We start from the raw sequence: 23,516 nt of genomic DNA, 5'->3' as shown, positions 1-23,516 counted from the left end.
GTGCGCAGGGCCGCCCGGCGGCGTTTGGACGCGAGGGTGAGGGTGCTCATCGTCACTTCGCCTGCGCGATGTCCGTGTCGATCTGCCGGGGCGTGGATTCGCGATCTTGCGTCGGACCCTGGAGCGAACGGGAACGGCCACCGCGTGATCATCAAGGATTGTGTGGACTCCTGAAGATCGCGCGGTGGCCGCAGGTCACAGCATAGATGCCGCCCGCTGGCGGGCGATGTTCGACCAAGCCATGGCCCGGATTGCGGGCCGGTTCCGGCGGGTGGAGCCGCGTGCCGCGGCCCGCGCCTTCGTACTCGGCCTACTGTCCGGCGTCGAGCGGAAGAACTGCTGGCGGCTGGCCGAACAGGCCGGCCACGCCCGCCCCGGGCCGATGCAGCGGCTGCTGCGAAGTGCCCGCTGGGACGCCGACGCGGTCCGTGACGACGTGCGCGCCTACGCTTTCGAGCACCTGCGAGGCGACGACGGCGTGCTGATCACAGACGAGACGGGATTCCTGAAGAAGGGCACCGCCTCGGCGGGCGTGCAGCGGCAATACACCGGCACGGCGGGCCGGATCGAGAACAGCCAGGTCGGCGTGTTCCTCGCCTACGCCTCCAGCAAGGGACGGGCGCTGATCGACCGTAGGCTCTACCTGCCCGAGCTCGCGTGGTGCCAGGACGCCGAGCGACGCAACCGGGCCGGGGTGCCCGACCAGGCGGAGTTCGCGACCAAACCCGCTCTGGCCGGGCAGATGATCGAGGCGGCCCTGGACGCCGGGATCAGCGCCTCCTGGGTCACCGCGGATGAGGCATACGGCCAAGACCCCAGTCTGCGTGCTCTGTTGGAGTCCCGCCGGATCGGCTACGTCCTGGCGGTCGCCTGCAGCACGCGGGTGCGGATCAACCAGGGGCGAACCGCCATCCGCGCGGACGCTGTCGCTGACCGCCTGCCCGCCTCGGCCTGGCACCGGCAAAGCGCAGGAGCCGGAGCGAAGGGGCCGCGCTACTACGACTGGGCCTGGATCGAGACCGGCACCGACGGCCATCGGCACCTGCTGATCCGCCGCAACCCCACCAGCGGCGAACTCGCCTACTACCTGTGCTGGTCCCCCGGACGAGTGCCACTGTCCGAGCTGGTCCGGGTGGCCGGGACCAGATGGTGCATAGAGGAGTGCTTCCAAGCAGCGAAAGGCCAGGTCGGACTGGACCACTACCGGGTCCGCAACTGGACGGCCTGGCACCGGCACATCACTCTGGCCATGCTCGCCCTTGCCTTCCTGACCGCACTCGCCGCCGACGCGACGCCGACCACGACCGCACAGCCCAACCGGCCCGCCCGCAGAACCGACCAGATCGACCTGACCGTCCCGGAGATCCGCCACCTGCTCGGCGCCCTGCTGAACCCACCAACCACGTCCCCGAACAGGCTGCTGCACTGGTCGAACTGGCGCAGACACCACCAGGCCACAGCCCGCCGCTGCCACTACCGCCGACGACTCGCGACTGGACAGCTCACGAAGTCGCACTGGAGTACTAGGAGGTGAACGTCGGCGTCGCGGCCAGGCGCAGATGGCCGCGGGGCAGGTTCTGGACGTCCTGGACGGCACGCTGGGCGGCCGGCAGGTCCCGCAGGGCATGGCGGGCGTGGCGCGCATATGTCTCGCCCGCGTCGGTGAGTCGCACACTGCGGCCGGTGCGGTCCAGCGGCGACACCCCCACGGTCCGCTCCAGCTGCCGGACCTGTTGAGAGAGCGTGGGCTGGGAGATGCGCAGGTCTTCGGCGGCGCGGGTGAAGCTGCCGTGCTCGGCCACGGCGAGCAGGTAGCGCAGGTGACGTAGTTCCACAAACGATTATAGATACGAGCAATGGGAGACATCGGTACTGCATCTTGGACTCTATAGGTCCATTTCATGCATGGTGGATTCACCGAGGCCGGCAGGCCGAAACCCACCGAAGGAAGTGCCTTATGCGCGACCTCGCCCAGGGCGTCACGCGTTTCCAGCGGGACGTCCACCCCGCCAAGGCAGAGCTGTTCGCCCACCTCGCTGAGAACCACATGCCCCACACGCTGTTCATCGGCTGCTCCGACGCCCGCGTCGTCCCGGAGCTGATCACGGCCAGCGAGCCGGGCGAGCTGTTCGTCGTCCGCACCGCGGGCAACCTCGTCCCGCCCCACGCGCCAGGCCCCGATGCCGTGGCGGCGGCCATCGAGTACGCCGTGGCCGTCCTCGGCGTGTCCGACATCGTGGTGTGCGGGCACTCCGGCTGCGGCGCCGTGACGGCGCTGGCCGAGGCCCACGACCTGCGCGGGGTGCCGGCGGTCGCCGAGTGGCTGCGGCACGCGGGCGCCTCCCGCGCCCGCACCGGCGCCCGCGGGGACGTCGCCGCTCTGGTAACCCTGCACGGCCGGGTCTACGACATCGCCACCGGAGGCGTCTTGAACGTCGGCGCCGAAGCGCACGCGGCCCCGTTCGCGGCCTGACCGGTCCGGCCCCCGGCCCACGGCCGCCAGTCGACGCGGCCCTGCCACGTCGCAGTGGACCGGATGTCCTCCCACCCCCCGAACCCTGAACCCTGAAAGGCCTCCATGCCTCACGCCCAGTTCGACCCCACCGCCCGGCAGGCCCTCGCCATCACCGCCGTCGAGGCCAAAACCCGCAAGGACCTCACCTGGCAGCAGATCGCCGACGCGGCCGGCCTGTCGGTGGCCTTCACCACCGCCGCCGTGCTCGGCCAGCACGCCCTGCCCGAGCCGGCCGCACAGGCCGTCGGCGAGCTGCTCGGCCTGGACGCCAACGCGGTCGCGCTGCTCCAGACGATCCCGACCCGGGGATCGATCCCCGGTGGCATCCCGACCGACCCGACCATCTACCGCTTCTACGAGATGCTCCAGGTGTACGGCACCACGCTCAAGGCCCTGGTGCACGAGCAGTTCGGTGACGGCATCATCTCCGCGATCAACTTCAAGCTGGACGTGAAGAAGGTCGCCGACCCCGAGGGCGGCGAGCGCGCGGTGATCATCCTGGACGGCAAGTACCTGCCCACAAAGCCCTTCTGATCCGCCCCGATCGGACCGGCTCCGGGCGGTGCGGGCTCGCCCGGCCGCCCCTGCTTCCTCCTCCTACGGAAGGACACCGTGATGGACTATCACAGCGCACCGTCGACATCGCCCGCCGCAACGTCGCCGAGGGCGGCCACGCGTTCAGCGTCAAGGACGGCGAGATCCTGGCCGAGAGCCCGAACCGGGTCGCCCAGACAGGCGACCCCACACGGCGCACGCCGAGATCCTCGCCATCCGTGAGGCGTGCACCAAGCTGGGCACCGAGCACCTCGTCGGCGCCACGCTCTACGTACTGGCCCACCCGTGCCCGATGTGCCTGGGGTCGCTGTACTACTGCTCACCGGACGAGGTGGTCTTCCTCACCACCCTTCGATCAGCTCTCGGCGCACCGCGTCCTCCGGCGGCTCGTTGGCCTCCGCCATCCCGCCAGGCAGGTCCCAGTCCGGTTTGTAGGTGGGATTCACCAGGAGCACGCGCCCGGCCGGGTCCCGCAGCAGCACGTCAGCGGCGACGCGCTTGCGGGCTTGCTTGGCGTTCCCCTCCGCGAGGTAGGCGTTCCACGCGTCGGGGTCGGCAGGGGTGGGTGCCTTGGTAGGCCTCATGCGGTGGTGCCTCCCGGGGACGGCGGGATCAGATCGGCCAGCAGGAGCATTCTGGCGCGGTGTGCGTCATCGAACCGCACCAGGTACTCCCGGACCGGCCTGTACGACCGGTGCGGCTCGAGCAGCCGCCGCAGCTCGTCGAGCTGCTGCACGACCCGGACAGAGCACAGGATGGGGCTCGGGCTGAGGAGGTCGTGACCTGCGGTTACGGCGGCGTCCAGGTCACCGCGGCGTACGTGGACATCCACCAGGGTGATCCGGGACAACGCCAGCGCCCGCGCCCGGCCCGCCTCCCGCAGCGCAACAGCCTGTTCGGCACGCGTCAGCGCCCGGTCGTACTGCTCCAGGTCACGCAGGATCAGCGCTGACTCACTGGCTAGCGCGGCGGCAAGGTGCCCATCGGCGGCTTCCAGGACAAGAACTACGGCGCGGGCCGACTCCTCGACTAGGGATTTAGGAGTTGGCCCGCCACTCGCGATCGAGGATCGCGTGCACGACGGAGTCCCGCCATGCCCCGGCCTTCAGCACGTGCTCGCGGATCGTGCCCTCTTCCACCATGCCGGCGGCCGACATGGTCTTCGCGGAAGCCTCGTTGAGCGGGGACCGCGCGCCCCACACGCGGTGAAGGCCGAGATCGTCAAAGCCGACGGCGAGCAGCAGCCGCACCGTCTCGACGCCGTAGCCCACGCGCCACGCGTCCGGGCGCAGCGCGAAGCCCATGGTGGCTCCGCGCTGCTGGTGGGGGTCGGTGGCCAGACGGCCGAACCCGATCAGCTCGCCTGTGTCCCGCTCGATCACGGCGAGCGCGTACTCCGTGCGGGGCGTCGCCGTGGCGGCGGCGATGGACCGGGCCACGATCTGCCCGACCTGCTCATGGGTGCGCGGCTCGAACGACAGGTGCTCCGTCGCCTCGGGGCTGCCGTAGATGGCGAGCACCGGATCCGCGTCCTCGATGGTGAGTTCCCGGAGGGCGAGGCGGGCGCTGGAACGAGTGACCGGGTACATGGCGCGGACTCTACCCGCGGGGCAGGGCGGGCCGGCTGGCCGGGAAAGCCTCGGTCTCCGCGCGCAGGTCGCGGGCGACGACCGCTGTCCGGGTAGGGCTGCCCACCAGGGCCCCGCTGGTTGCTCACCCACCCACACACCGCGCCGGCCCTCGCTCTGTACCGCGCACGCGGCTGGCAGACAGCCAAGCTTCTGCGCCTGCTCAATGACAACGTCCACGTGCTCATGCACCGTCCGTGGTAAGGCCTACCTGCCTCTCATCGGCCGCTACAGCGATTTCGTCAGACTGACGCGATATGCCTGAACTTGCTGCCGACGCGCGATCGGTCTGAGATCCTGGAGACCGATCGAGAGGGGCCGCAGGTATGCAGTGGAAGACCCACGGTGAGCGACAGATCTACACGAACAAGTGGGTGAATCTGTGTCTGGTCGACGTCCAGCAGCCCGACGGGCGCAGGTGGGAGTACCACGTCGTTCGCCTCCGGCACCTGGCCGTGGCCGCCGTGGTCAATGATCGCCAAGAGGTGCTGATGATGTGGCGGCACCGCTTCATCACCGACTCCTGGGCCTGGGAACTGCCCATGGGCCTGGTCGAGGAGGGCGAGTCCCCTGAGCAAGCGGCGGCTCGCGAAGTCTTGGAGGAGACGGGCTGGCGTCCTGGCCCCATCAAGCCCCTGATCTACGCCGAGCCTGCCAACGGGATCACCGATTCACAGCACCACGTCTTCCGCGTGGACGGCGCGACCTACGCTGGACCGCCCACGGAGAAGAACGAGTCCGACCGCATCGAGTGGATTCCCCTCTCGGAAGTACGCGGAATGATCGACCGCCGCGAGATCGTAAGCAGTGGATCGCTCGTCGGCCTTCTGTACCTGCTCATAGATGAAGCGATCCGCTAACTGATGGGAGCAGTTCCCGTAGCCGCGCCTCAAAGGCCAGGGTTACGGGCTCTTGCCGGTGCGGGGCCAACTGGTCGTAGAACTCCCTGAGATGGCCCGATACGCGCTCGGAGGCCACCGCCGACGCGGTCTCCAGCGCTTCCGTGGCGGTGGCACACGCCTGATCAAGCTTGCCCTGGTCCAGCTGCGTACGGGCCAGCCAGAACGAGTGAAATGCCCGGCCGCGCTGGTTGGTCTGGTTTTCTCGCCGCAAAGCGTCCGCGATGAGGGGTTCGGCGGTCGCTGCTTCGCCCAGTCGGCCATGAGCAATGCCTGTGTCCACGATGAGCTTCGTCTCGTCGAAGTAGGTCACCCAGGACGGGTCTGGGTCGTTCGCCCGGATCTGCTCGAAATGGCGCTGTGCCTCTCCGATCGCCCGGTGCGTGGAATCCCGGTTGCCGAGAGTAGCGTGAGCGAAGGCTTCGCGCAGGGACAGCATGGATAGGACCCTTGGGGTGGTGTCGAGTGCTGAGCGGGCCTGGTCCTGGGCGGCGGTCACGAGCGCCAGTGAGTCCGCGGGCTTGTCCTGATACGTGCCCTGCAAGCTCATGCATGCAAGGACGTTGGCCATGAACTGACGGTCGTCGATTTCCTTGGCCAGTTGCAGCGCCTCGGTGAAGTACGCGCGGGCCTGGTTGTACTGACGGGCGTCGAAGTATGTCCAACCGGTGAGGCGTGCCAGCTCAGCTGCGATGCCGTACAGGCCGTTCTGGATGGACGGTGGCCGGTTCTCCTTCAGGAGTCCAACGACATACCTGAGCTGGCCGACAATGGCCGGCCGCAGCGCCTCGCCGCCGTGCTGGTCGTCTCGCCGCCAGTAATCCTCGATAGAGGATCGGAAGGCTTCAAGTGTGGCTGTGCTGAGGCTGCTTCGGGTGGCCAGGGCCAAGATGCTGTCCACCTCGGGTCCTGGCAGAGATGTGGTGGTCTGCTGCTCGGGCTCTGGTACTTGAGGTACCTCTCGCTCGGCAACCACGAGTGCCTGAGGCGTCTCCCATTCTCGGCGGGCGAGCCCGAGCATGTGTCCTGGGATGCGCAACCCGTCCGCGATGCGCTCGATGACGTCCATGTGCTGCAACTGGCGTTGGCCTGCGATCACTTCGCCTACGCGGCTAGGGGTCAGTTCGCAGCGCCTAGCGATCATGGAGGGGTAGATGCCCGCCCTGGTCTTCACCAGGCGGAACACCCTGGCGAAATCCCGTACCCGACACGCATCGATCATCTCGGGATCGGTGAGCAGCCGGGCAGGCAGTTCCTGCGGCCGGTCGGCGTCGGGCATTGGGCAGGCTCCCCACTGCGAGGGCTACGCAACGTCGCTGGTGCTCTACTTGCCGCGATGTTACCCAAGCTGGGTAATCAGTCTGGCCTTTCTGCAGCGGTCCCCGCATCGCGATGCTCCTATGCATGGCGAGCAACCAGCAGACCAGACCAGGCATCGGTGAACTGGCAAAGGACACCGCCAGGGGACGTATCGGCGTCGTCATGGGTGAGGTCGGCGGCCGTGTGCAGATAAGGCCGATCGGCGGCGGCACGGAGTGGGATGCCATGCCGGACAACGTGGTGATGCTGAGTGCGCGGGAGGAACTGAGCGCACGCCTGGCCATCCGCAACGGCAACAGTCGGGACGGGCTCTGATGCGCGCCATCGGCCGGTATTCCGGTGTCATGTTCATCATCATGATCAGCGGGTCGTGCGGCCTGGTGATCGGCATGGCACTCGCTGCCGGCAAGTAGACCGGCCGCCCCGAACGGGTGCCAGTTCCCCGGCTCCCCCGTCCCCGTTCGGGGCTGGCCTTCCAAGCCCGCTTCCTGGTCGTCGATGAGTCCAGGCTCAGCGACCGATGCAGGCGGTAGGTGCCACATCCCGCCACAGACGAGGAGTTTTCGCATGACGGAAACGGCGAACGATCAGAGGACCGGTCGCGCGGTGGCTGGTGAGGAGCTGTTCGAGAGCCTCACCCACTTCGTGGTTGTCCACAACGGGCAGTCGCCCGAGCGTGCCGAGCGGATAGCGGACCAGGCGGTGGCCTTCGTGGTCACCGCAGCCACTGCCACCGTCCCCATGGTCCCGTCGGACGACGTGGACCTCGGCCTGCACGCGCTCATCCTGCACACGAAGGAGTACGCCGAGCTGTGCGAGCGGTACGCAGGCCGCTTCCTGCACCACAACCCGACGCCGGGCGGCGGGGCCCGTAACCCGGAGAAGGTCGCCGCCTCCGCACGCGCCATGAAGGCGGCCGGGTTCATGGTCTGCGACGACCTGTGGACCGTGGACGGCACGAACCTCGCGCAGTGCGACTCGGACTGCGGCCGACCCTACGGTCAGGCGTAGCACACGACAGCAGCGACGCGGCCGGCCTCGACTCGTGGTCGGCCTCGTTCGCCCGGAAGGAGAACAGACGTTGTCCGGGTCACCCCCTGAACTGCCGATCGTGGTGCTCGACGCGCTCATGCCCACGTCTCAGCGCCTGGTCGTGGACCGTCGGGGCTCCATGGTCTGGGAGGTGGAGAGCCATCGGGGCCACTACGCGGTGAAGCTCGGTTATCCGATTGAAGCCACGGCCGAATGGCCCGCCCAGCCCTGGACAGCCCTCGCACCCGCGCGCGAAGGGGCCGTGCTGCATCGCCTCGGCTTCCAGGACTTCGCGTACGGCGAGTGGGAGCGCGGGACGTGGAACTTCCAGCCGTGGTACGAAGGGCCGGACCTGTACCAGCTGTGGGAGCCCTGCCGTAGGCAAGACTCATCCATCGCACCGCACGCCAATGTGGCGTTGGGTTGCGTGCAAGCGCTGGCCGAGCTGCACGCCAAGGGCTGGGCGCACGGCGACGTACAGCCCGCCCACTTCATCATCGGACCAGAGCGGACCCACCTCATCGACCTCGCCCTTGCCCATGGCGGACAGGTGCCCGAGGGGTACGACTTCCCCTTCCGCGGCTGCCTCGTTCACTACGAAGCGCCCGAGGTCGCACGCAGCGTGCTCGCCACGGGGGAAGCCGAACCGACGCAGGAAGCTGACATCTACGCACTCGGCGCCTCCCTGCTCATCTCCGCAACCGGCTGGCGGGCCGTCGAGTACCCGGACGACGCTCCGCGACCCGTCCAGAGAAAGGCCGTGGCCAACGGCAAGCGCCGACCCGTGAAGGCGCCCGGTGAGCTGGGCGAATTGATCGAGGCGATGCTCAGTCATGCTCCCAAGGACCGGCCGACCATCTCCGAGGTGGGCAAGACTCTGAACTGTCTCTGAAGACCGGCCCATCCGGCGCCGCTCGCATGGCTAACGAGTACCCCAGCGCGGGCCTGTACGGCTGTCTCAGCCAGTCCAGCGTCCCGACGCTGCACGACAACGGCCGGCCTGGTCAGGAACAGCCCTGACCGGACCGGCTACCTTCTACCGGGGGTCGGCCGAGGGTGCTTGCCGGGCCCGGGGCGCGACGCAGTGTGGGCGCGTCGGCCGATGCCGTGCGGGACCGTCTCGGGCGGCCGAAGACGATGAGGCTGGTACGTCTCTCCGGCAAGCGGCTGGGATCTTACGGGCCGTGAAAGCATCGATGACGGCTCCTGGCTGCCTGACCGGCCCGGCTCTCGCCCCGACGACCCCCGACTGACCGCGGGTATCGAGCGGTTGCGTTCCCTGGCGAGCGCACCTGACTGGCCGGGCTTGTGTAATGGCCTCTCACCTGAGGAGAGTCGGCAGCTTGCAGCCTCCCGCGCCCCCGAGGGCATCGCCGCCTTGGTCGCTCAGGGACTGGCCAGACTGGCGGGCATCGGCTGACCGGTTCGGATTGCCCAGGGCGTGGTGGTCCTGCAGCCGAGAGTCCGGAACGCCATCCCGTCAGCGTCGTCGCTCCCGGGCACTCTCCATCCCCGTGAGCAGCGCAAGTGAATCCGTCATTCGACTTCTCGCTCTCCACCGCCTGGCCGGCGATCTCCCACCCCTCCGCCGCTCCAAGCTGCTGTTCTCCCGCCCCAAGGAACTCTTCACTAGGCTTGGGGAGTTGACATCAGCGGAGCCGACTGGGATGGATACGCGGTGGCAGGGACACAGTTCGACGCATTTCTCTCGTACAGCAAACGGGAGAACGAAACGCTGGCACAGGCGCTCCACAGCGGCCTGCACCGGCTCGCCAAGCCCTGGTACCAGTTGCGCGCTGTACACGTCTTCCGGCTGGCGCGTCTCGATATCCACCAGGATCGTGCCGTAGTCGTGCCCCTTGCGCAGCGCGAACTCGTCCACCCCGAGCACTCTCGGCGTCGACATCGCGGGTTCCGGCAGGCGGCGTATCAGCCGCAGGAGCGTCGACCGGCTCGCCCGGACCGCGAGCGCGTGTGCCAGGCGAGAGCCGTCGCGGACGGCGAGCATCACTGCCGGCCGCTGTAGCACCACCTGCAGCCCGGCGCTTCGCCGCCCGTGCCGGAAGGTCAGCCCGTCGACCCGCTCGGCGAACGTCGTCTGCGGGCAGGCGCGTTCGCGGCAGCGGAACCGGCGGACCTGTAACCGCTGACCGCCCACCGACCGCGGTGTCGCAGCTCAGCAGATGTCGGTCTTGTCGTCTCAGAGTTGAAGGAGGACCTCGTGGCGGCTGGTGAAGATCACCACGAGGCAAGCGGGATTCTTCTTGGGTGCGCCAGCCACGTGTTGGTCTCCCCCGCTCGGAAACGACGACGCCTCCCACCGTATGGGCCTCGGTGGGAGGTGTCGCGCGCTGGAGATCAGGAACTGGCTAACGCCTCCCTGTTTTCGCGCTGGGCGCGCTCGTATCCATAGGTGAGGTGGCGCTGCCAGTGGGTGCGTGCGTCGGGGCAGATGCGCTCCAGGGCGACGAGTCCCGCCATGACCGCCGAGCACAGCTCGTCGTAGGCCTCGGTCGGCTCGGCGTTGGTGACGCCGTCGGTGCCCCAGCCGCAGGACCGTCGACGGCGACATCGGCGCTGCGGACCGTCACCCATAGCGGTCGGCCGGTGGGCTGTCTCGACCGGTGGCTGATACGGAAACAGAGTCGAGGTCGCGGCGTTCCAACTCCTGACGGAGCCGGGCCAGAGCCCGGTGCAGTGTGCTCTTGACCGTACCGGGCGCCATGCCGAGGGCGGCGGCCGTCTCTTGCGTGGTCATCTGCTCCACATGCCGCAGCACGACGACGCTGCGCTGCTTGGGAGCGAGCACCTTCAAAACGTCCAGCAGCAGGGCGCGGTCGGCGTGCTGCTCCGTGGTGTCGTCGATGCTTGTGTCCGGCACGTGCTCGGCGGGAAGCTCCCGCAGTTTCGTGGCTCGCCACCACTCGGTACGTGTGTTGATCATAACGCGGCGCAAATAGGCGTCCGCGAGTCGCTTGTCCGCTATGCGGTCCCAGCGGCTGTACGTTCGTGCGAGCGCGATCTGCAGCAGGTCCTGAGCGTCGAGCGGGTCAGCCACCAGGCGCCGGGCACTGCGCAGCAGAGCGGCGTGCCGCGCACGGACGTACTCCTCGAATTCCGGCACCTCCACAAGGCGCCTGTGTCCGCTCACGGTGGGTTTCCTTTCATGGATGGATGGCGGTGGTCGGCCCCGGTGCGGCGAGGGCCAACGCCCCTTTGGGGTGCGGCAGCCGCGGCAGAAGGCGTATGCCCTGCGGCTGCTGGTGCTGCCGCGGCCGGGCGGGGGCGGGTCTGGTGCGCGGACCGCTTGCTTCGGCCGCCAGGGGCGGTTCCCGGATCGATGGGGCGAAGCCCCGGGCCCTGGCAGGGGGCCGGGGCTTGGCCCTATGGTCCGATGCTGCCCGGCATGCGCCGGCCGCGGGCGGGCGGCCTGGCCGCTAGTACTTGATGTAGGCGGCGCACGAGGGGTCCGGTCCTAACACGTCGAAGGTCGCATGGCCCTTCAGGTACGGCCTGTAGCTGCGCGGGATGCGCTTGTGCACCTTCTCGGTCTTGGTCTGGCCTCCTCGCACGTTGTCCTTGCTCGGCCACGCCCACACATCCCTGCCGTCGCTTTTGCGGACCGCCAGGTAGACGTTGTTGTGGTGACCGCCGTTGCGTTCGATGGTGAAACTGGCATTGGTCACCCAGATGGTGTTCTGGCTGGCCAGGTTGTATTCCGTACCGATGGACAGGATTCCGCCCCGGCTGCTGCAGCTGCTGTACTTGCTCGCGGCGGACGTGGTCGTGGTCGCGCCCGCCATGACCGCCAGCCCGATCGCGGCGATCGAGGCCGCGCGAAGAACCCTCTTCCTTCGCACCGCGACCACTTGGTGGAGGTTCCGTTGTGAGGTCATCGGCCTTCCTTTCGCTGAAGTGTTCGTTGACGGTGCCGAACACGCGTGGACGAACAACCGCCTCCGTGTTCCTGCGTGCGCGGCTGTGCCTCCCGGCGGGTGACGCAAGTTGCGCCACAGGCCAGGGCTACGGCCGGTTGTCGCGCCGCCCGTCAGGGCTGTGGGGTGCGCCCGTGTGCAGGCACTGTCGGGAAACCCGGAGGCGGGAATCCAGGAGTACGAGGCATCCAGCGGACGTGAACTGTGCGTCCACTGCTCCCGGGATGCGGTGCACGATTCCTCCTGCTTGGCTCAGGATGAGCACGCTGGCGTCGGTGGGTAGCGCGATGGAGCCGGTATCCAGATCCGCGTTGGCTGGGTGCAGTCCGGGGTCAGCGCGCTGCCACTTGACGTGGCCAGAGGTGTCGAGCAACCGCGTTGCGGTCTGTGGACCGTGGACCGTGTCGTCAGTGAAGCGCTGTACCAGGATGCTGTCTGTGGTGAGCGAGCACCGGCCGACGTGGGTCACCGGCAGGGCTCGAAGGGCGCCGCGCCCGGGTGGCGCCAGCCAGGCGCGGTCCGCGTCGTACAGGACTACGGGGGCTCGCTGCCCAGCCAGACAGGCGCTGGCGGCGACGGTGCGGCTCGGTTTGGAGACGGTCCACCCCGCAGGTCCGCGGGTGAGGACCCGGTATTGCGCTTTTTGACCCTCAAAGGTGAGAAGGACAGCGAGTGAGCGGTCCCGGGCGGTGAACAGCTGGGGGTCCCTCCCGCCGAGCGGGTACTTCTGGGACCTGTCGGCACGACGGATCTCCAGGACCTGGGTACCGCCTGGGACCGTGCGGGCGACGATGGCGTCCGACGGTGCGTCGGCCCAGAGCACCAGCCCGGCTGCGGCCTGCACGCGTCGCACCGAGCCGATCCGCCAGATGGTCGATGAACGCCCGGTGCCCTCAGCGGATCCCGAGCCGACCGCGTCCGGACAGCGCCTCAGGCACGAGACCTCGGCCGACCCGGCCAGGTTCCGGTCCCTCCAGCGCACCGTACCGTGTTCGTCGACTCCCACCACCGTTGCTGAACGGGGATCCAGTACGAGGGCCCCATAGCGGTCCGCATCCAGGATCACCGGTGCGGCGAAGGCAGTCTCCGGCCCGCCTTCCTTCCGGGGCGAGCTGTGGGTGACCGTCCCGCCCCATGAGACGGCCATGGCGAGGAGGCACAGCAGCACGATGCCGCCGAGCACCGTCTTGGCCCTTGCCCTCCCAGGCTTCCGGCCGCCCGCGGCCGGCACATGCCGGCCGCGGGCGGGCGGCATCGCCGCTAGTACTTGATGTAGGCGGCGCACGAGGGATCCGGTCCTGTCACGTCGAAGGTCGCATGGCCCTTCAGGTACGGCCTGTGGCTCCGCGCGACGCGCTTGTGGACCGTCCTGGTCTTGGTCTGGCCTCCTCGCACGTTGTCCTTGCTCGTCCACGCCCACACATCCGTGCCGTCGCTCTTGCGGACCCGCAGGTAGACGTTGTTGTGGTGGCCGCCGTTGCGTTCGATGGTGAAGCTGGCGTTGGTGACCCAGACGGTGTTCTGGCTGGCGAAGTTGTACTCCGTGCCGATCGAGAGGATTCCGCCCCGGCTGCTGCAGCTGCTGTACTTGCTCGCGGCGGACGTGGTCGTGGTCGCGCCCGCCATGACCGCCAGCCCGATCGCGGCGATCGAGGCCGCGCGAAGAACCCTCTTCCTTCGCACCGTGCGTACCGTGCTGGCTGCATCGTGGTTCTGCGGTGAGGTCATCTGTCTTCCTTTCGTTGGTGATCGTGTCTTGTTGCGGAATCGCGCAGGACGGACCGCCTGTTCGCAGCTCGGTCCGAGCGGGGCGGCGGCGCCCACCTGCCGGTGGGGCTGCGGTTGCTCCGGGCAGCGACGCTGCTGCGGCGGCATGTGGTCGAGTTCAGCGGGCTAGGCATTGAATGGGCAGCCGGTTTCGCCGGCCTGGTCAATGGCGACAGCGAAAGGTCGCAGGCACAGCGCACGGCGCTGGCCGAAGAAGGCGCCTGCCGCGTGCTCTTCCCCGGACATGCGCAGCGTGCCGGTGACCGCGCCGGATCCACCGAGGTGGCGGCGGATAGCGGGTGCACCATCGATCGCGGGGCGTCCTGGGAGTCCACTCGATCGGAGCTCCGGGCCAGGGGCGCGGCTCGCTGCCGAGTCACGCATGCTCAACCTGATCCATAGAGCAACGCGTTCTAGCAGGAGCCGAGCCAGGAGGCACGCGACCAGATGGACCGCACCTGTCCATTGATGTATTGCTGACCCAGCTTCGCCACGTACCAGTGGCCCCCTCCTGAGCACTTGGCCGAGACGGTCTTGCCGCCGAACTTGCCCCAGTACGGGCCCTTGGATGCGACTTCGCGGTACTTCCCGCCGCTGTACCGGTACAGCGTCAGCGTCGTCCATGCGGCGGAGTGGCATGTGTTCCAGCCGTAGGTGGACGCCCGGCCACCCCCGGCCCCCGGCTGATCGATACCGGCGGTGCATCGAGCCGGCTGGGCAGGTTCCGCCTGGGCGGCCGGAGCGGCCAGGGCCGATGCGGCCGCTGTCACAGCGGTCGCTGCCGCCAGTGCGATGCGGTTACGTGCGTTCACGTCTTTCCTTTCTTCGTCACTGCCCTCCCGCGGTGTACGGGCGTTTGAGGGATGAGCGCCCTGGTGGTGCCGGAAGGGCTTGCGGTATCGAGTTCAGCGGCCGCGGAATTGAATGGACACTCGGTTCGGCCACTGTGATCAATGGCCGCGTTGCAGGTCACACGGGCGTGATCGTCGAGTGGCCATCGCCTTCCCTACTTCGCCTTCGGCCTGGTCGTGATGGGTACGGGTGAACCTGGCCGCCCCCTGCACGGTCAGGTGCGCCCCGTGTACGCAAGACGACTGTGGCAGCGAGGGGCTGTGGGGAAGCTGAAGATTCCTGAAAGGCCCAGGCGTCAACTCCGGGCTCGTGCACGGTCCTTCAGGTTCGCCACAGGCGGCCTCCTTCATGCTGGAGGCATGCGCGTACTGGTGGTTGAGGACGACCGGCGGATGGCGGAGCTGCTGCGGCGCGGCCTGGCCGGTGAGGGATGGGCGGTGGACGTCGTGCACGACGGCCCGTCAGCAGTCGAGCGGGCGGGCGAGAGTCCGTATGACGCGATCGTGCTGGACGTGATGCTGCCGGGGTTGAACGGATACGGAGTGTGCGGCCGACTGCGTGAGGCGGGCATCTGGGCACCGGTGCTGATGCTGACCGCGATGGACGGGGAGTACGACGAGGCAGAAGGGCTGGACGTCGGGGCGGACGACTACGTGACCAAGCCGTTCTCGTTCGTGACGCTCCTGGCCCGGCTGCGGGCGCTGATGCGGCGCGGACAGCCGCAACGCCCCGCCGTGCTGCGCGTCGGCGATCTGGAAGTGGATCCCGCGGCCCGGCACTGCCGTCGCGGCACGGTGCCGGTGGCCCTGACGGCACGGGAGTTCTCGGTCCTGGAGTACCTGGCGCGACGCGGTGGGCAGACCGTCACGAAGACCGAGATCCTCGAACACGTCTGGGACGACCGGTTCGACGGAGACGTCAACGTGGTGGAGGTCTACGTCAGCGCCCTGCGCCGCAAAATCGACACCCCCTTCGGACAGCGGTCCATCCGCACCGTCCGGGGAATCGGCTACCGGCTCGACGTTGCTCCGCACAGCGCATGCTGAGGATCCGCCGGGTCGAGCGAACCGAGCGCGGCGTGCGAGCGGGCAGCGTGCGGCTGCGGCTGACACTGGCCGCGACCGCTGTCGCCGCCGTCCTGCTGACTCTGCTCGCCTCTGCCTCGGCCATCGCGGTGCGTAGCTCCCTACTCGCCTCGGCATTCGAGCGGGCCAGCGACGGCAGCAAGCAGGACATGTCCCTGCAGGAGTGCGTGCTTGGTGGCCGCGCCGGCTGGTCATGCACCGACATCCCCCGTCACTGGGACGCCGCTCCGCGTGACACGGTCCCCCTGATCCGCGGCGAACGCCTGTCCCTGTGGCCGTGGACCGACCCGGCCGACGCAACGCCCGTGCGGCTGATCCCGGCCGACGGCTTCGGCCCCATCGAACTCTCCGACGAATGGATGGATCAGGAGCAGCTGAACACCACGGTGTGGTGGCTGGCCGGCGGCACGCTGGGGCTCACCCTGCTGACTGCCGGCGGGGCATGGCTCGTCATCGGCCGCGCCCTGAAACCGGTGGACGGGATCCGGACGCAGTTCGCCGCGCTGAGCCTGAGCCGCCTCGACCAGCGCATACCGACACCGCACGGCGGCCGGGAGTTCACACAACTGGTGGCGACGATGAACAGCGCCCTGGACCGCATCGATGCGGCTGCTGCCCGGCAACGGCAGTTCACCTCCGACGTCGCCCACGAACTGCGCACCCCACTCGCCTGCCTGCGCGCCGAACTCGAACTCGCGCTCGCCCCCTGCGGGTCAGCCCACTGGCCCGACGCCGCCCGTGACGCCCTGCACGACACCCTTCATCTCCAGGAGATCACGACGAACCTGCTGCTCCTGGCCCGCCTCGACGCCCAAGGCTCACACAAGAAAACCCTCCCGAGCCAGCAAGTCGACCTGCCCGACCTGATCCGCGACGCCGTCTCCCGCCGTAACGTACCCGACCACCTGAGCCTCGTCGTCACCGCGCCCGACGAATCCGCAACCGTGACCGGCCACCGAGGCCTTCTCACCCGCGTCCTGGCCAACCTCCTCGACAACGCCGAACGCCACGCGGCCACCAGGATCACCGTCACGCTCACCCTGGACCACGAACACCGACAAGCCGCACTCGACGTGGCCAACGACGGCCCGCCCATCCCGCCCGAACACCAGGAGACGATCTTCGAACGCTTCAGTCGGCTCGACGACGCCCGCACACGAGACGCCGGGGGCACCGGCCTCGGCCTGGCCATCGCCCGCCGCATCACCACACTCCACCACGGCACCCTCACCCTCACCCCCAGTCAACAAGACCAGCAAGGCACCCGGTTCACCGTACGATTGCCCCTCACCCACCAAGACGCCCCACCGCTGGTCACCGAACTCCTGCACGCCTGGGACCAGCCCGACGACATCCCAGCGCTCCTCACCCACAAAGCCGGACACCAGCCCCTCGAAGACGTCGTGCCCGACCTGGCCCGCGCCCTCATCACAGCCGGACGCGACCACCACCTCGACGCACTGCTCCACCACGTCGCACGGAAGGCACCCGCCTGGGAAGTCACCGGCCTCGCCGACATCCTCCGGGACGAGGGCATGCCCGCAGCCGCCCACACACTGCTCACCGCCCGCACCGCACAGCGCAGGCCCGCATTCACCAAGCCCAGAAAGCCTGTCTCCCGCACGCAGAACCCGTAGACGGCCACGCCGAACCAAGCGGGATGCCCGCTCCCAAGCTCGCCGGCCACGGGCTCGACGAGCTGAACGGCACCGTCTACCAGGCGCACTCTCCAGGCCCAGGATGCTTGCCCGGTCCGCATGCGCGACGCACTCTGGGCGCGTCGGCCGATGCCGTGCGGGACCGTCTCGCGCGGCTGAAGAGCTGGGGCTGTTTTCATCCCCACGGCAAAAGGGCCGGAGCTCTTGTGGGCCGTCAGCAGCGAGCCGACCGCTGAACGGCAACGGACAACGGTCCCGCCCAGGGGCTCATCCTTCTGTCATCCGCGCGAGCTGGCTGTCCCCCTGGCCGTGGTCATCAGGTCGTCCCTGCACGCCGACCAGCGCGACACGCTGGAACGCGTGGCCCTGGCCGCCGCGGTGCGGGTGAGCCCGGACTACACGACCGGCGATCCGGTGGAACTTCCCGCCGCCCCGGCGGGTGGGCACCTGGGGCTGTACGACCGGCACCAGCGTCTACGGTCCGGCAGCGGCCCCGGGACGGGGGACGCGCCGGTCGGCCGCGCGCTCGGTGGTGAGCCGATGCGCGGACGGTCGGGCGGCGATCTGGTGGTCACCGTGCCCGTGTCACACGCCGAACAGGTCATCGGCGTCGTCCGGGCGTCCTCACCGGCCGACACCGTACGGGACCGGGTTCTAGCCGTGTGGGGGGTGCTGCTCGGGGTGACCGCGTTCGCGCTCGGTGTCGCCGTCCTCGTCGCCCGCCGGCAGGCCCGTGTCCTGGCCACACCTCTGGAAGACCTCTGCCGGGCCGTCACCGAGGGCGACCTGAACGCCCGTGCCGCCCCCAGCAGCATCGCCGAGATCGACCAGGTCGCCCGCACCCCCAACGAGATGCTGCGCAGCCTGTCCGAACTCCTGCGCCGCGAACGCGACTTCACCGCCAATGCCTCCCACCAGCTGCGCACCCCGCTGACCGGTCTGCAACTCACGCTGGAGGCGGGCCTGCAGCAGCCCGGCTGCGACCGCTCCTGGCCGAGGCGCTGACCGCCACTCAGCGCCTGCACTGCACCGTGGAGGAAGTACTCCGGCTGTCCCGCCCCCAGGACACGCCCCGCCTCGCCGCCCGGCAGGTTGCGGTGACACGCCTCCTTCCTGCAGGAGACGCAGGAGCGGTGGCACGGCCTGTTCGCCGGCGACGGCCGCCGTTTGGAGTGCGGCACACGGGAGATACCGGCGGATGTCCCGGTGCCCGGCGGCCCTGTGTCGGAGATCCTCGGCGTGCTGTTGGACAACGCACGGACGCACGGGCGCGGGACGACCAGGGTCGCGGTACGGGGCCTCGACGACGCCCTCGCCTTCGACGTCAGCGACGAGGGCATCGTGCAGGGCGAACCGGTGCAGCTGTTCGACCAAGGACTGACCGGCGACGGACAAGGAACGGGCATCGGCCTGGCCCTCGCCCGCGACCTGGCCGTCTCCATGGGCGGACAGCTCTTCCTGACCAGTGACACCCCGGCCACCTTCACCTTGCTTGTCCCGGTCCGCCGGGACAAGCATGACGCCGCCGAGCCGACGGACAGGTAAGGGCGCACAAGCCGGGAACGCCTTCCCCTCGCCGATCGTCTACAGCGCGAAGAACGTCTACACCCTTGTAGTCATTCGTATCCGTCCGTTCACCTACGTCAGGTGGTCCAAGGGAAAGGGGCGCTGGCAGTGGATGGGCGCTCCCCTTGGGGCACGGCACCACGGTGACTCTGGCGCGCTCCACGCGGGGCGCTGCCGCAGCGACTCGTCGCCGGCCGGCTGGCGGGTGTCCGTGGGCCATGGCCCACTGGCCGCCCGAATCACTCATCTCGGACACGACCCGCCCGGCCGGAGCACCTGGGGAGACCATGCGTCACAAGGTATTGGTCGTTGAGGACGATCACGTGCTGCCGGACGTGCTGCGCCGTGGGCTGTACGAGGAGGGCTTCGAGCCCGTCCTCGCCGCCGACGGTGCCACCGCCCTGCGGCTGGCCACCGGCGACATCGCGGCGGTTGTCCTGGACATCGGGCTGCCCGACGCGGACGGCCGGGACGTGTGCCAGGCGCTGCGCGCCAACGGCTTCCTGGCCCCAGTCATCTTCCTGACCGCCCGGCAACGGCTCGCGGACCGGCTGTCGGGGTTCTCGGCAGGCGGTGACGACTACCTGCCCAAGCCCTTCCCTCTGGCCGAACTCATCGCTCGGCTGCGTGCGTCCGTGAAGCGGGCTGCGCCGGCCCCGGCGATCGCGGCCGGGGACCTGTTTGTGGACGCGGTCGGCCACCGCGTCACGGTGCACGGCACGGCCGTCGCCCTGTCCCCCACGGAGTTCCGGCTGCTGGCCACGCTCGCGGCCGCGGGCGGGGACATCGTGCGGCGCCGCGAACTGATCGGGGCGGGCTGGCCGGAGGGTGCCCAGGTCAGTGACAACACGCTGGATCAGTACCTGATCCGGCTGCGGCGGAAGCTGCGTGAGGCCGGCAGCGCGCTGACCATCGGCACGGCGCGCGGGATCGGACCCCGCATTTCATGAACGGCGCTGTCCTCGATGAGCTTGGAGGAACAGCGGGCGGCCGAAGCCATTGGGACGCCGGCTTCGACCGCCCACGTGAGTCCGCGGACATGCCCGGACTGCCACAGGCGGCCGCCTGCACTGTCCACGGCTCGCCGGCGTCTGCCGAGGCGGCACGGTTCTCGGCGTGGCCCGGCACCCCCGCCGGCCGGATGAGCCCGGCCGGGCGCCGGGTGGTCCGTCAGCCCATGTCTGTCAGGAGGGCGTTCAGTTCCTTCTCCTGCTGCGCAGGCGACATCGGCGGGTTCGAGTGGTCGATGCCGAAGGTCTTGAGCATTTTGTCCATCTGGGCGTCGATGGAGGTCCAGCCGGTCTGGTCCAGCGGCTGCAGCGAGGCCTGGTCGGCGTCCCACAGGTCACGCAGCGACTGGGCGGCCGCGTGCGCTCCCTTCGCGTTCCCCGAGCGTGCGTCCTTGAGCGAGGTGGAGGCGAGGGCCTTCAGCGCGGCGACCTTGGCGGGCGGGAACTTCTTCACCGCCTCGCCCGGAGCCATCTGGACGGCGGAGGTGTTGTCCTCCTCCGGCGCCGGGCCGACATGCGGCTGACCGTGGGCCCAGACCAGCAGGCCCGCGGTGGCGACGGCGAGCAGTCCGAAGCCGGCCAGCGCGACACGCTCCCTGCGCGGGTCGCCGGTGGCGTGGGCGGCCTCGTAGGTCTCAGACACGTCCGAGCGCGTCACCGTCAGGTAGACCACCGTCGCCAGGATCAGGCCGAGGAAGATCAGGCTGGTGGTGAACGTGCCCAGCGCGAGACCGGTCGGCTCGCCCGGCTGAGCGACCTTCGGGGAGGCGAGCCAGTCACCGATGTTCGCGCCCAGCGGGCGGGTCAGGATGTAGGCGAGCCAGAAGGACAGCACCGGGTTCGCGCGAAACCGCCACAGGGCCGTGATCGCCGCGATGAGACCGAGCGGCAGCAGCACCGAGGCGCCCGGGCTCCAGCCGGTCAGCTCCAGCGTCCAGTCACCGGTCGCGGTGCCGAGCGCGAAGGTGACGAGAACGGCGAGCCAGTAGAACGACTCCCGCGGCAGCGTGGTGACCGAGTGGATCGACAGCGTGCGCTCGCGCAGCCACCAGGTGCCGAAGACCACCGCGAGCAGCACGGAGAAGACCGCGGAGCTGATCCACAGCGGCACGTTCAGCTGGTCGGTCAGGATGTCGGTGTACAGGGTGCCCGTGACACTGACGACGACCACGGTCAGCCAGTAGGGGAACGGAACGTACCGCTTCAGCCGCAGCTGGACGGCCAGGACCACGACGAACACCGCGGTGAAGATCCAGGCCGTGTTCACCAGGCCGACGCCCAGCTTCATGTTGATCCAGTCGGCGAAGCTCTCACCGACGGTGGTGCACAGAATCTTGATCACCCAGAACCAGATGGTGACCTCGGGGACCTTGTTGAACATGAGGCGCCCGCTGCGTGGGCGTGCTTCCGTTGTCGTTGTCATGCAGGGAGGTTTACGCGGGGAACCTGCAAGCAACCTGACTACGTGGCCGCACGCGCGGCCGGGAGCGTCACCTCGACGTGACCGCGGCCGTCCGCGATCGCACGGACCTCCACACCGGCCGAGGCGGCGATGCGCCGCACCACCGGCAGCCCCAGCCCGTACCCGCCGCCGCCGGTCACACCCGCCTCGAAGACCCGGTCGACATCCGCGGGATCGAACCCGGGGCCGTCGTCCAGGACATCGACCACGATCGCCTCGCCCTGGCTGCGCGCGGTGATCCACACCCGCGACCGCGCGTGCCGCAGCCCGTTCTCCAGCAGAGGTGACAGCAGCGACACCGCGACGTCGGGCGCCACGGCCACCTCGGCCTTCGCGGGAAAGGCGACCTCGACCGCGCGGGAGCCGATCGCCTGCCGCGCGGCGGAGCGCAGATCACACCGGGTCCCCTCGTCCGTACGTGCGCGCGCGGCACGCAGAATCGTCGTGATCGCCGCATCGAGGCGGTCGACCTCGCTCAAGACCGCCTGCGGCGCCACCGGCTCGTCGGACAGCTGCGCCAGCTGCGCCTCGCCCCGCAGCACCGTGAGCGGTGTCCGCAGCTCGTGGGCGATCTCGTCGGTGAGCCGGCGCTCATCCGCCAGGGCGTTGTCCACGCGCTCCAGGAGGCGGTCCAGGGTCTGTCCCAGTTCCCCGAACTCGTCACGGGGAACACCGAGGTTGAAACGGCGCCCGGGCTCGTGATGGCCCCAGTCGTCGGCGAGGGCGGCCATCTCGTGCACGACCCGCAGCGCGCGGTGCACCACCAGGTGCGCGACACCGCCGGCGAGGAGGATCGTGAGGCCGCCCAGAATCAACGACAAGGTCAGACTGCGCTGCTCGGATGTCTCATAGGGCGTGAGGTCCACCCGGACGATCACCATGACGCGGTGGCCGTCGACGGGGACCTGCTGCGCGTACAGGAGGTAATCGCCGACCGACTCGGTCTGCGACCGCCCCGAGTCCGCCAGCGCCTCGACGCGATCGACCACGCCCGGCGGCACGTCCCCGTCGATCAGGTGGCCGTCGGCATACACCCAGGCGACCTCGTCCAGCGCCTCGCTGCTGTTCTCCGTGAGCACGACACGGCCACCCTTGGCCGTGACGTTCCCAGCGACCGCCTCGGCACGGGCATGTGCCAGGTCGCGGGCGTCGGCGTCCGTCACCCGGCTCAGCAGCACGTGCGAGACCACGACCAGGATCGCGACCACGGCGGTGGCGATCAGCACGGTGAGCGCGACGACCCGCTTACGGAATACCGTCACTGCCATCGGTAGCCCACGCCGCGGACGGTCACCAGACGCTCGGCCACACCCAGCGGACCGAGCTTGGTCCGCAGCCGGCGCACATAGGAGTCGAGGGTGTTGTCGCTGACCTGCGCTCCGTGCGGCCAGCCGGCGGCGACGAGGGCGTGACGGCGTACCGCCTCGCCCTGCGAGGCGATCAGGCGGCCCAGCAGCCGGAACTCGGTCGGGGTCAGGCTCATGCTCACCGCATCGCAGGTCACCACGTGCTTCGCCGGATCGAGGACGACCTCGTGCGGTGCGGGCGCCACGGTGGCCCGGCGCAGCAGCGCCCGGACGCGGACCAGCAGTTCCGGGATGTCGAAGGGTTTGGTCATGTAGTCGTCGGCGCCGGCCTCGAAGCCGCCCACCTTGTGATGCAGGCCGTCCAAGGCGGTGAGCATCAACACCGGCACGTCGACACCGCGAGCCCTCAGGGCCAGGCAGACATCGCGACCGTCGGCGTCCGGCAGCCCGAGATCCAGGACGACCAGATGGGGCGCCGGTGCGAGCTGCCGCAGCAGGCTCTCGGCCGTGGCGGCGACGGAAACGGTGTGGCCGTCGTACTCCAGGGCGCGCTTGAGAACGCCGCGGACCGCCGCGTCGTCTTCGCACACCATGATGAAAGCCACGTGCTGACCCTAGATACTCGCATCCCGATTCTCCATCTGCCCTGCTCAGCGCCTGACGATCGAGAGCAGTCCGATGGTGCCGCACGCACCTGCCCTGCCAGGAAGTGCGCGACCGTCCGGCGCGACCGGCCGAGCGTCGCAGCAACGGGGGCGCGGTCCACGCTCGCCGACATCGCGGGCTCACGGCCTGCACGGGGTGGCCGTCGTACATCCGGGCCCACCGGAGCGGCCCGATAGCGGGGCAGTCGAAAAGCCGCACTCCGGAGCCGTGCATGACCGGCGCCAGATACACGCAGAACCCGTCAACCAGGCCACGCTCG

Annotated in this window: 26 protein-coding genes and 3 pseudogenes; 15 read left to right on the top strand and 14 right to left on the bottom strand. The window is 69.3% G+C overall.

The genetic code is table 11. The features are described from left to right. The first annotated feature begins 241 nt into the window (after positions 1–241). Positions 242–1,534, top strand: coding sequence for an IS701 family transposase (locus ABZ876_RS35605; RefSeq protein ID WP_361789597.1), 1,293 nt, complete (start codon positions 242–244; stop codon positions 1,532–1,534). On the opposite strand, the pseudogene ABZ876_RS35600 reads toward ABZ876_RS35605, so the two are convergent. Next, positions 1,527–1,835, bottom strand: a pseudogene (locus ABZ876_RS35600) (LysR family transcriptional regulator); the annotation flags it as partial. The gene ABZ876_RS35605 and the pseudogene ABZ876_RS35600 sit on opposite strands and share 8 nt — an antisense overlap. Positions 1,836–1,957: 122 nt before the next feature. Here ABZ876_RS35600 and ABZ876_RS35595 point away from each other — a divergent pair. The 3 genes and pseudogenes from ABZ876_RS35595 to ABZ876_RS35585 form a co-directional block, all read left to right on the top strand. Continuing rightward, on the top strand, positions 1,958–2,473 hold the full coding sequence (locus tag ABZ876_RS35595) for a carbonic anhydrase (protein ID WP_361789591.1): 516 nt from the start codon (positions 1,958–1,960) through the stop codon (positions 2,471–2,473). A 105-nt stretch (positions 2,474–2,578) separates the two neighbouring features. Then, positions 2,579–3,049, top strand: a complete 471-nt coding sequence (gene cynS / locus ABZ876_RS35590) for a cyanase (protein ID WP_361789589.1) — start codon at positions 2,579–2,581, stop codon at positions 3,047–3,049. A gap of 50 nt (positions 3,050–3,099) precedes the next feature. After that, positions 3,100–3,419 (top strand): annotated as a pseudogene (locus ABZ876_RS35585) (nucleoside deaminase); the annotation flags it as partial. 1 nt (position 3,420) lies between these two features. Here ABZ876_RS35585 and ABZ876_RS35580 read toward each other — a convergent pair. Together ABZ876_RS35580 and ABZ876_RS35575 are read right to left on the bottom strand one after the other, a co-directional pair. Continuing rightward, positions 3,421–3,654: pseudogene (locus ABZ876_RS35580) on the bottom strand (NUDIX hydrolase); the annotation flags it as partial. Then, complete coding sequence (locus ABZ876_RS35575; RefSeq protein WP_361789587.1) at positions 3,651–3,806, bottom strand: hypothetical protein; 156 nt, start codon at positions 3,804–3,806, stop codon at positions 3,651–3,653. The gene ABZ876_RS35575 and the pseudogene ABZ876_RS35580, both read right to left, overlap by 4 nt. Positions 3,807–3,848: 42 nt before the next feature. Between ABZ876_RS35575 and ABZ876_RS35570 the strand changes: the two genes are divergently transcribed. Continuing rightward, positions 3,849–4,022 (top strand): hypothetical protein, encoded by a 174-nt coding sequence (locus tag ABZ876_RS35570; protein WP_361789585.1) that lies wholly within the window; start codon positions 3,849–3,851, stop codon positions 4,020–4,022. A gap of 85 nt (positions 4,023–4,107) precedes the next feature. Here the strand turns inward: ABZ876_RS35570 and ABZ876_RS35565 are convergent, their stop codons facing one another. Beyond that, positions 4,108–4,659 carry a GNAT family protein gene (locus ABZ876_RS35565; RefSeq protein WP_361789583.1) on the bottom strand — a complete coding sequence of 184 codons (552 nt, stop codon included), beginning with the start codon at positions 4,657–4,659 and terminating at the stop codon, positions 4,108–4,110. A gap of 365 nt (positions 4,660–5,024) precedes the next feature. On the opposite strand from ABZ876_RS35565, the gene ABZ876_RS35560 reads away from it, so the two are divergent. Beyond that, on the top strand, positions 5,025–5,558 hold the full coding sequence (locus ABZ876_RS35560) for an NUDIX hydrolase (protein WP_361789581.1): 534 nt from the start codon (positions 5,025–5,027) through the stop codon (positions 5,556–5,558). Here ABZ876_RS35560 and ABZ876_RS35555 read toward each other — a convergent pair. Next, positions 5,536–6,876, bottom strand: a complete 1,341-nt coding sequence (locus ABZ876_RS35555) for a helix-turn-helix domain-containing protein (RefSeq protein ID WP_361789579.1) — start codon at positions 6,874–6,876, stop codon at positions 5,536–5,538. The genes ABZ876_RS35560 and ABZ876_RS35555 overlap by 23 nt on opposite strands. A gap of 113 nt (positions 6,877–6,989) precedes the next feature. Here ABZ876_RS35555 and ABZ876_RS35550 point away from each other — a divergent pair, with 113 nt between their 5' ends. From ABZ876_RS35550 to ABZ876_RS35535, 4 genes are all read left to right on the top strand, one after another. Then, positions 6,990–7,232, top strand: coding sequence for a hypothetical protein (locus ABZ876_RS35550; RefSeq protein ID WP_361789577.1), 243 nt, complete (start codon positions 6,990–6,992; stop codon positions 7,230–7,232). Positions 7,233–7,484: 252 nt separating this feature from the next. Further along, on the top strand, positions 7,485–7,928 hold the full coding sequence (locus ABZ876_RS35545; protein WP_361789575.1) for a hypothetical protein: 444 nt from the start codon (positions 7,485–7,487) through the stop codon (positions 7,926–7,928). 70 nt (positions 7,929–7,998) lie between these two features. After that, positions 7,999–8,841: a protein kinase gene (locus tag ABZ876_RS35540; RefSeq protein ID WP_361789573.1), complete on the top strand. Its 843-nt coding sequence runs from the start codon at positions 7,999–8,001 to the stop codon at positions 8,839–8,841. 786 nt (positions 8,842–9,627) lie between these two features. Then, on the top strand, positions 9,628–9,975 hold the full coding sequence (locus ABZ876_RS35535; RefSeq protein ID WP_361789571.1) for a hypothetical protein: 348 nt from the start codon (positions 9,628–9,630) through the stop codon (positions 9,973–9,975). A 332-nt stretch (positions 9,976–10,307) separates the two neighbouring features. On the opposite strand, the gene ABZ876_RS35530 is transcribed toward ABZ876_RS35535, so the two are convergent. From ABZ876_RS35530 to ABZ876_RS35505, 6 genes are all read right to left on the bottom strand, one after another. Continuing rightward, complete coding sequence (locus ABZ876_RS35530) at positions 10,308–10,544, bottom strand: hypothetical protein (RefSeq protein WP_361789569.1); 237 nt, start codon at positions 10,542–10,544, stop codon at positions 10,308–10,310. Beyond that, on the bottom strand, positions 10,537–11,100 hold the full coding sequence (locus ABZ876_RS35525; RefSeq protein WP_361789567.1) for a SigE family RNA polymerase sigma factor: 564 nt from the start codon (positions 11,098–11,100) through the stop codon (positions 10,537–10,539). The genes ABZ876_RS35530 and ABZ876_RS35525 overlap by 8 nt, the downstream gene beginning before the upstream one ends. A 286-nt stretch (positions 11,101–11,386) precedes the next feature. Beyond that, positions 11,387–11,845, bottom strand: a complete 459-nt coding sequence (locus ABZ876_RS35520) for a hypothetical protein (RefSeq protein WP_361789565.1) — start codon at positions 11,843–11,845, stop codon at positions 11,387–11,389. A 127-nt stretch (positions 11,846–11,972) separates the two neighbouring features. After that, on the bottom strand, positions 11,973–13,067 hold the full coding sequence (locus ABZ876_RS35515; protein WP_361789563.1) for a hypothetical protein: 1,095 nt from the start codon (positions 13,065–13,067) through the stop codon (positions 11,973–11,975). A 77-nt stretch (positions 13,068–13,144) separates the two neighbouring features. Then, positions 13,145–13,612, bottom strand: a complete 468-nt coding sequence (locus ABZ876_RS35510) for a hypothetical protein (protein WP_361789561.1) — start codon at positions 13,610–13,612, stop codon at positions 13,145–13,147. Between the two features lie 452 nt (positions 13,613–14,064). Next, positions 14,065–14,463 carry a hypothetical protein gene (locus ABZ876_RS35505; RefSeq protein WP_361789559.1) on the bottom strand — a complete coding sequence of 133 codons (399 nt, stop codon included), beginning with the start codon at positions 14,461–14,463 and terminating at the stop codon, positions 14,065–14,067. A gap of 399 nt (positions 14,464–14,862) precedes the next feature. Here ABZ876_RS35505 and ABZ876_RS35500 point away from each other — a divergent pair, with 399 nt between their 5' ends. The 5 genes from ABZ876_RS35500 (at position 14,863) to ABZ876_RS35480 (ending at position 19,762) form a co-directional block, all read left to right on the top strand. Continuing rightward, positions 14,863–15,549 carry a response regulator transcription factor gene (locus ABZ876_RS35500; RefSeq protein WP_361789557.1) on the top strand — a complete coding sequence of 229 codons (687 nt, stop codon included), beginning with the start codon at positions 14,863–14,865 and terminating at the stop codon, positions 15,547–15,549. Beyond that, positions 15,543–17,225: a HAMP domain-containing sensor histidine kinase gene (locus ABZ876_RS35495; RefSeq protein ID WP_361789555.1), complete on the top strand. Its 1,683-nt coding sequence runs from the start codon at positions 15,543–15,545 to the stop codon at positions 17,223–17,225. Before ABZ876_RS35500 ends, ABZ876_RS35495 begins: the two co-directional genes overlap by 7 nt. Before the next feature lie 330 nt (positions 17,226–17,555). Continuing rightward, positions 17,556–18,251 carry a histidine kinase dimerization/phospho-acceptor domain-containing protein gene (locus ABZ876_RS35490; protein ID WP_361789553.1) on the top strand — a complete coding sequence of 232 codons (696 nt, stop codon included), beginning with the start codon at positions 17,556–17,558 and terminating at the stop codon, positions 18,249–18,251. A gap of 201 nt (positions 18,252–18,452) precedes the next feature. Then, positions 18,453–18,791 carry an ATP-binding protein gene (locus ABZ876_RS35485; RefSeq protein WP_361789551.1) on the top strand — a complete coding sequence of 113 codons (339 nt, stop codon included), beginning with the start codon at positions 18,453–18,455 and terminating at the stop codon, positions 18,789–18,791. Positions 18,792–19,099: 308 nt separating this feature from the next. Next, entirely contained in the window at positions 19,100–19,762 is a 663-nt protein-coding gene (locus tag ABZ876_RS35480; RefSeq protein WP_361789549.1) for a response regulator transcription factor, read from the top strand. 220 nt (positions 19,763–19,982) lie between these two features. Here ABZ876_RS35480 and ABZ876_RS35475 read toward each other — a convergent pair whose 3' ends face one another. From ABZ876_RS35475 to ABZ876_RS35465, 3 genes are read right to left on the bottom strand one after another with little or no spacing between them, the layout of a single operon-like run. Further along, positions 19,983–21,245, bottom strand: coding sequence for a hypothetical protein (locus ABZ876_RS35475; protein WP_361789547.1), 1,263 nt, complete (start codon positions 21,243–21,245; stop codon positions 19,983–19,985). Positions 21,246–21,283: 38 nt separating this feature from the next. After that, entirely contained in the window at positions 21,284–22,552 is a 1,269-nt protein-coding gene (locus ABZ876_RS35470; protein WP_361789545.1) for a HAMP domain-containing sensor histidine kinase, read from the bottom strand. Continuing rightward, complete coding sequence (locus ABZ876_RS35465; RefSeq protein ID WP_361789543.1) at positions 22,543–23,196, bottom strand: response regulator transcription factor; 654 nt, start codon at positions 23,194–23,196, stop codon at positions 22,543–22,545. Before ABZ876_RS35465 ends, ABZ876_RS35470 begins: the two co-directional genes overlap by 10 nt. Positions 23,197–23,516: the final 320 nt, after the last annotated feature.

The organism is Streptomyces sp. NPDC046931 (assembly GCF_040644655.1).
GTDB lineage: Bacteria > Actinomycetota > Actinomycetes > Streptomycetales > Streptomycetaceae > Streptomyces.
Note: the sequence above shows the minus strand (reverse complement) of the source record. Positions and strands in the feature narration are given on the sequence as shown.

What these genes read in the sequence shown, in the direction of transcription:
- ABZ876_RS35605 (WP_361789597.1), top strand. Translation starts at nt 242, where the DNA reads ATGGCCCGGATTGCGGGCCGGTTCCGGCGGGTGGAGCCGCGTGCCGCG.
- ABZ876_RS35595 (WP_361789591.1), top strand. Translation starts at nt 1,958, where the DNA reads ATGCGCGACCTCGCCCAGGGCGTCACGCGTTTCCAGCGGGACGTCCAC.
- cynS (WP_361789589.1), top strand. Translation starts at nt 2,579, where the DNA reads ATGCCTCACGCCCAGTTCGACCCCACCGCCCGGCAGGCCCTCGCCATC.
- ABZ876_RS35565 (WP_361789583.1), bottom strand. Translation starts at nt 4,659, where the DNA reads ATGTACCCGGTCACTCGTTCCAGCGCCCGCCTCGCCCTCCGGGAACTC.
- ABZ876_RS35560 (WP_361789581.1), top strand. Translation starts at nt 5,025, where the DNA reads ATGCAGTGGAAGACCCACGGTGAGCGACAGATCTACACGAACAAGTGG.
- ABZ876_RS35555 (WP_361789579.1), bottom strand. Translation starts at nt 6,876, where the DNA reads ATGCCCGACGCCGACCGGCCGCAGGAACTGCCTGCCCGGCTGCTCACC.
- ABZ876_RS35550 (WP_361789577.1), top strand. Translation starts at nt 6,990, where the DNA reads ATGCTCCTATGCATGGCGAGCAACCAGCAGACCAGACCAGGCATCGGT.
- ABZ876_RS35545 (WP_361789575.1), top strand. Translation starts at nt 7,485, where the DNA reads ATGACGGAAACGGCGAACGATCAGAGGACCGGTCGCGCGGTGGCTGGT.
- ABZ876_RS35530 (WP_361789569.1), bottom strand. Translation starts at nt 10,544, where the DNA reads ATGGGTGACGGTCCGCAGCGCCGATGTCGCCGTCGACGGTCCTGCGGC.
- ABZ876_RS35520 (WP_361789565.1), bottom strand. Translation starts at nt 11,845, where the DNA reads ATGACCTCACAACGGAACCTCCACCAAGTGGTCGCGGTGCGAAGGAAG.
- ABZ876_RS35510 (WP_361789561.1), bottom strand. Translation starts at nt 13,612, where the DNA reads ATGACCTCACCGCAGAACCACGATGCAGCCAGCACGGTACGCACGGTG.
- ABZ876_RS35500 (WP_361789557.1), top strand. Translation starts at nt 14,863, where the DNA reads ATGCGCGTACTGGTGGTTGAGGACGACCGGCGGATGGCGGAGCTGCTG.
- ABZ876_RS35495 (WP_361789555.1), top strand. Translation starts at nt 15,543, where the DNA reads ATGCTGAGGATCCGCCGGGTCGAGCGAACCGAGCGCGGCGTGCGAGCG.
- ABZ876_RS35480 (WP_361789549.1), top strand. Translation starts at nt 19,100, where the DNA reads ATGCGTCACAAGGTATTGGTCGTTGAGGACGATCACGTGCTGCCGGAC.
- ABZ876_RS35475 (WP_361789547.1), bottom strand. Translation starts at nt 21,245, where the DNA reads ATGACAACGACAACGGAAGCACGCCCACGCAGCGGGCGCCTCATGTTC.
- ABZ876_RS35470 (WP_361789545.1), bottom strand. Translation starts at nt 22,552, where the DNA reads ATGGCAGTGACGGTATTCCGTAAGCGGGTCGTCGCGCTCACCGTGCTG.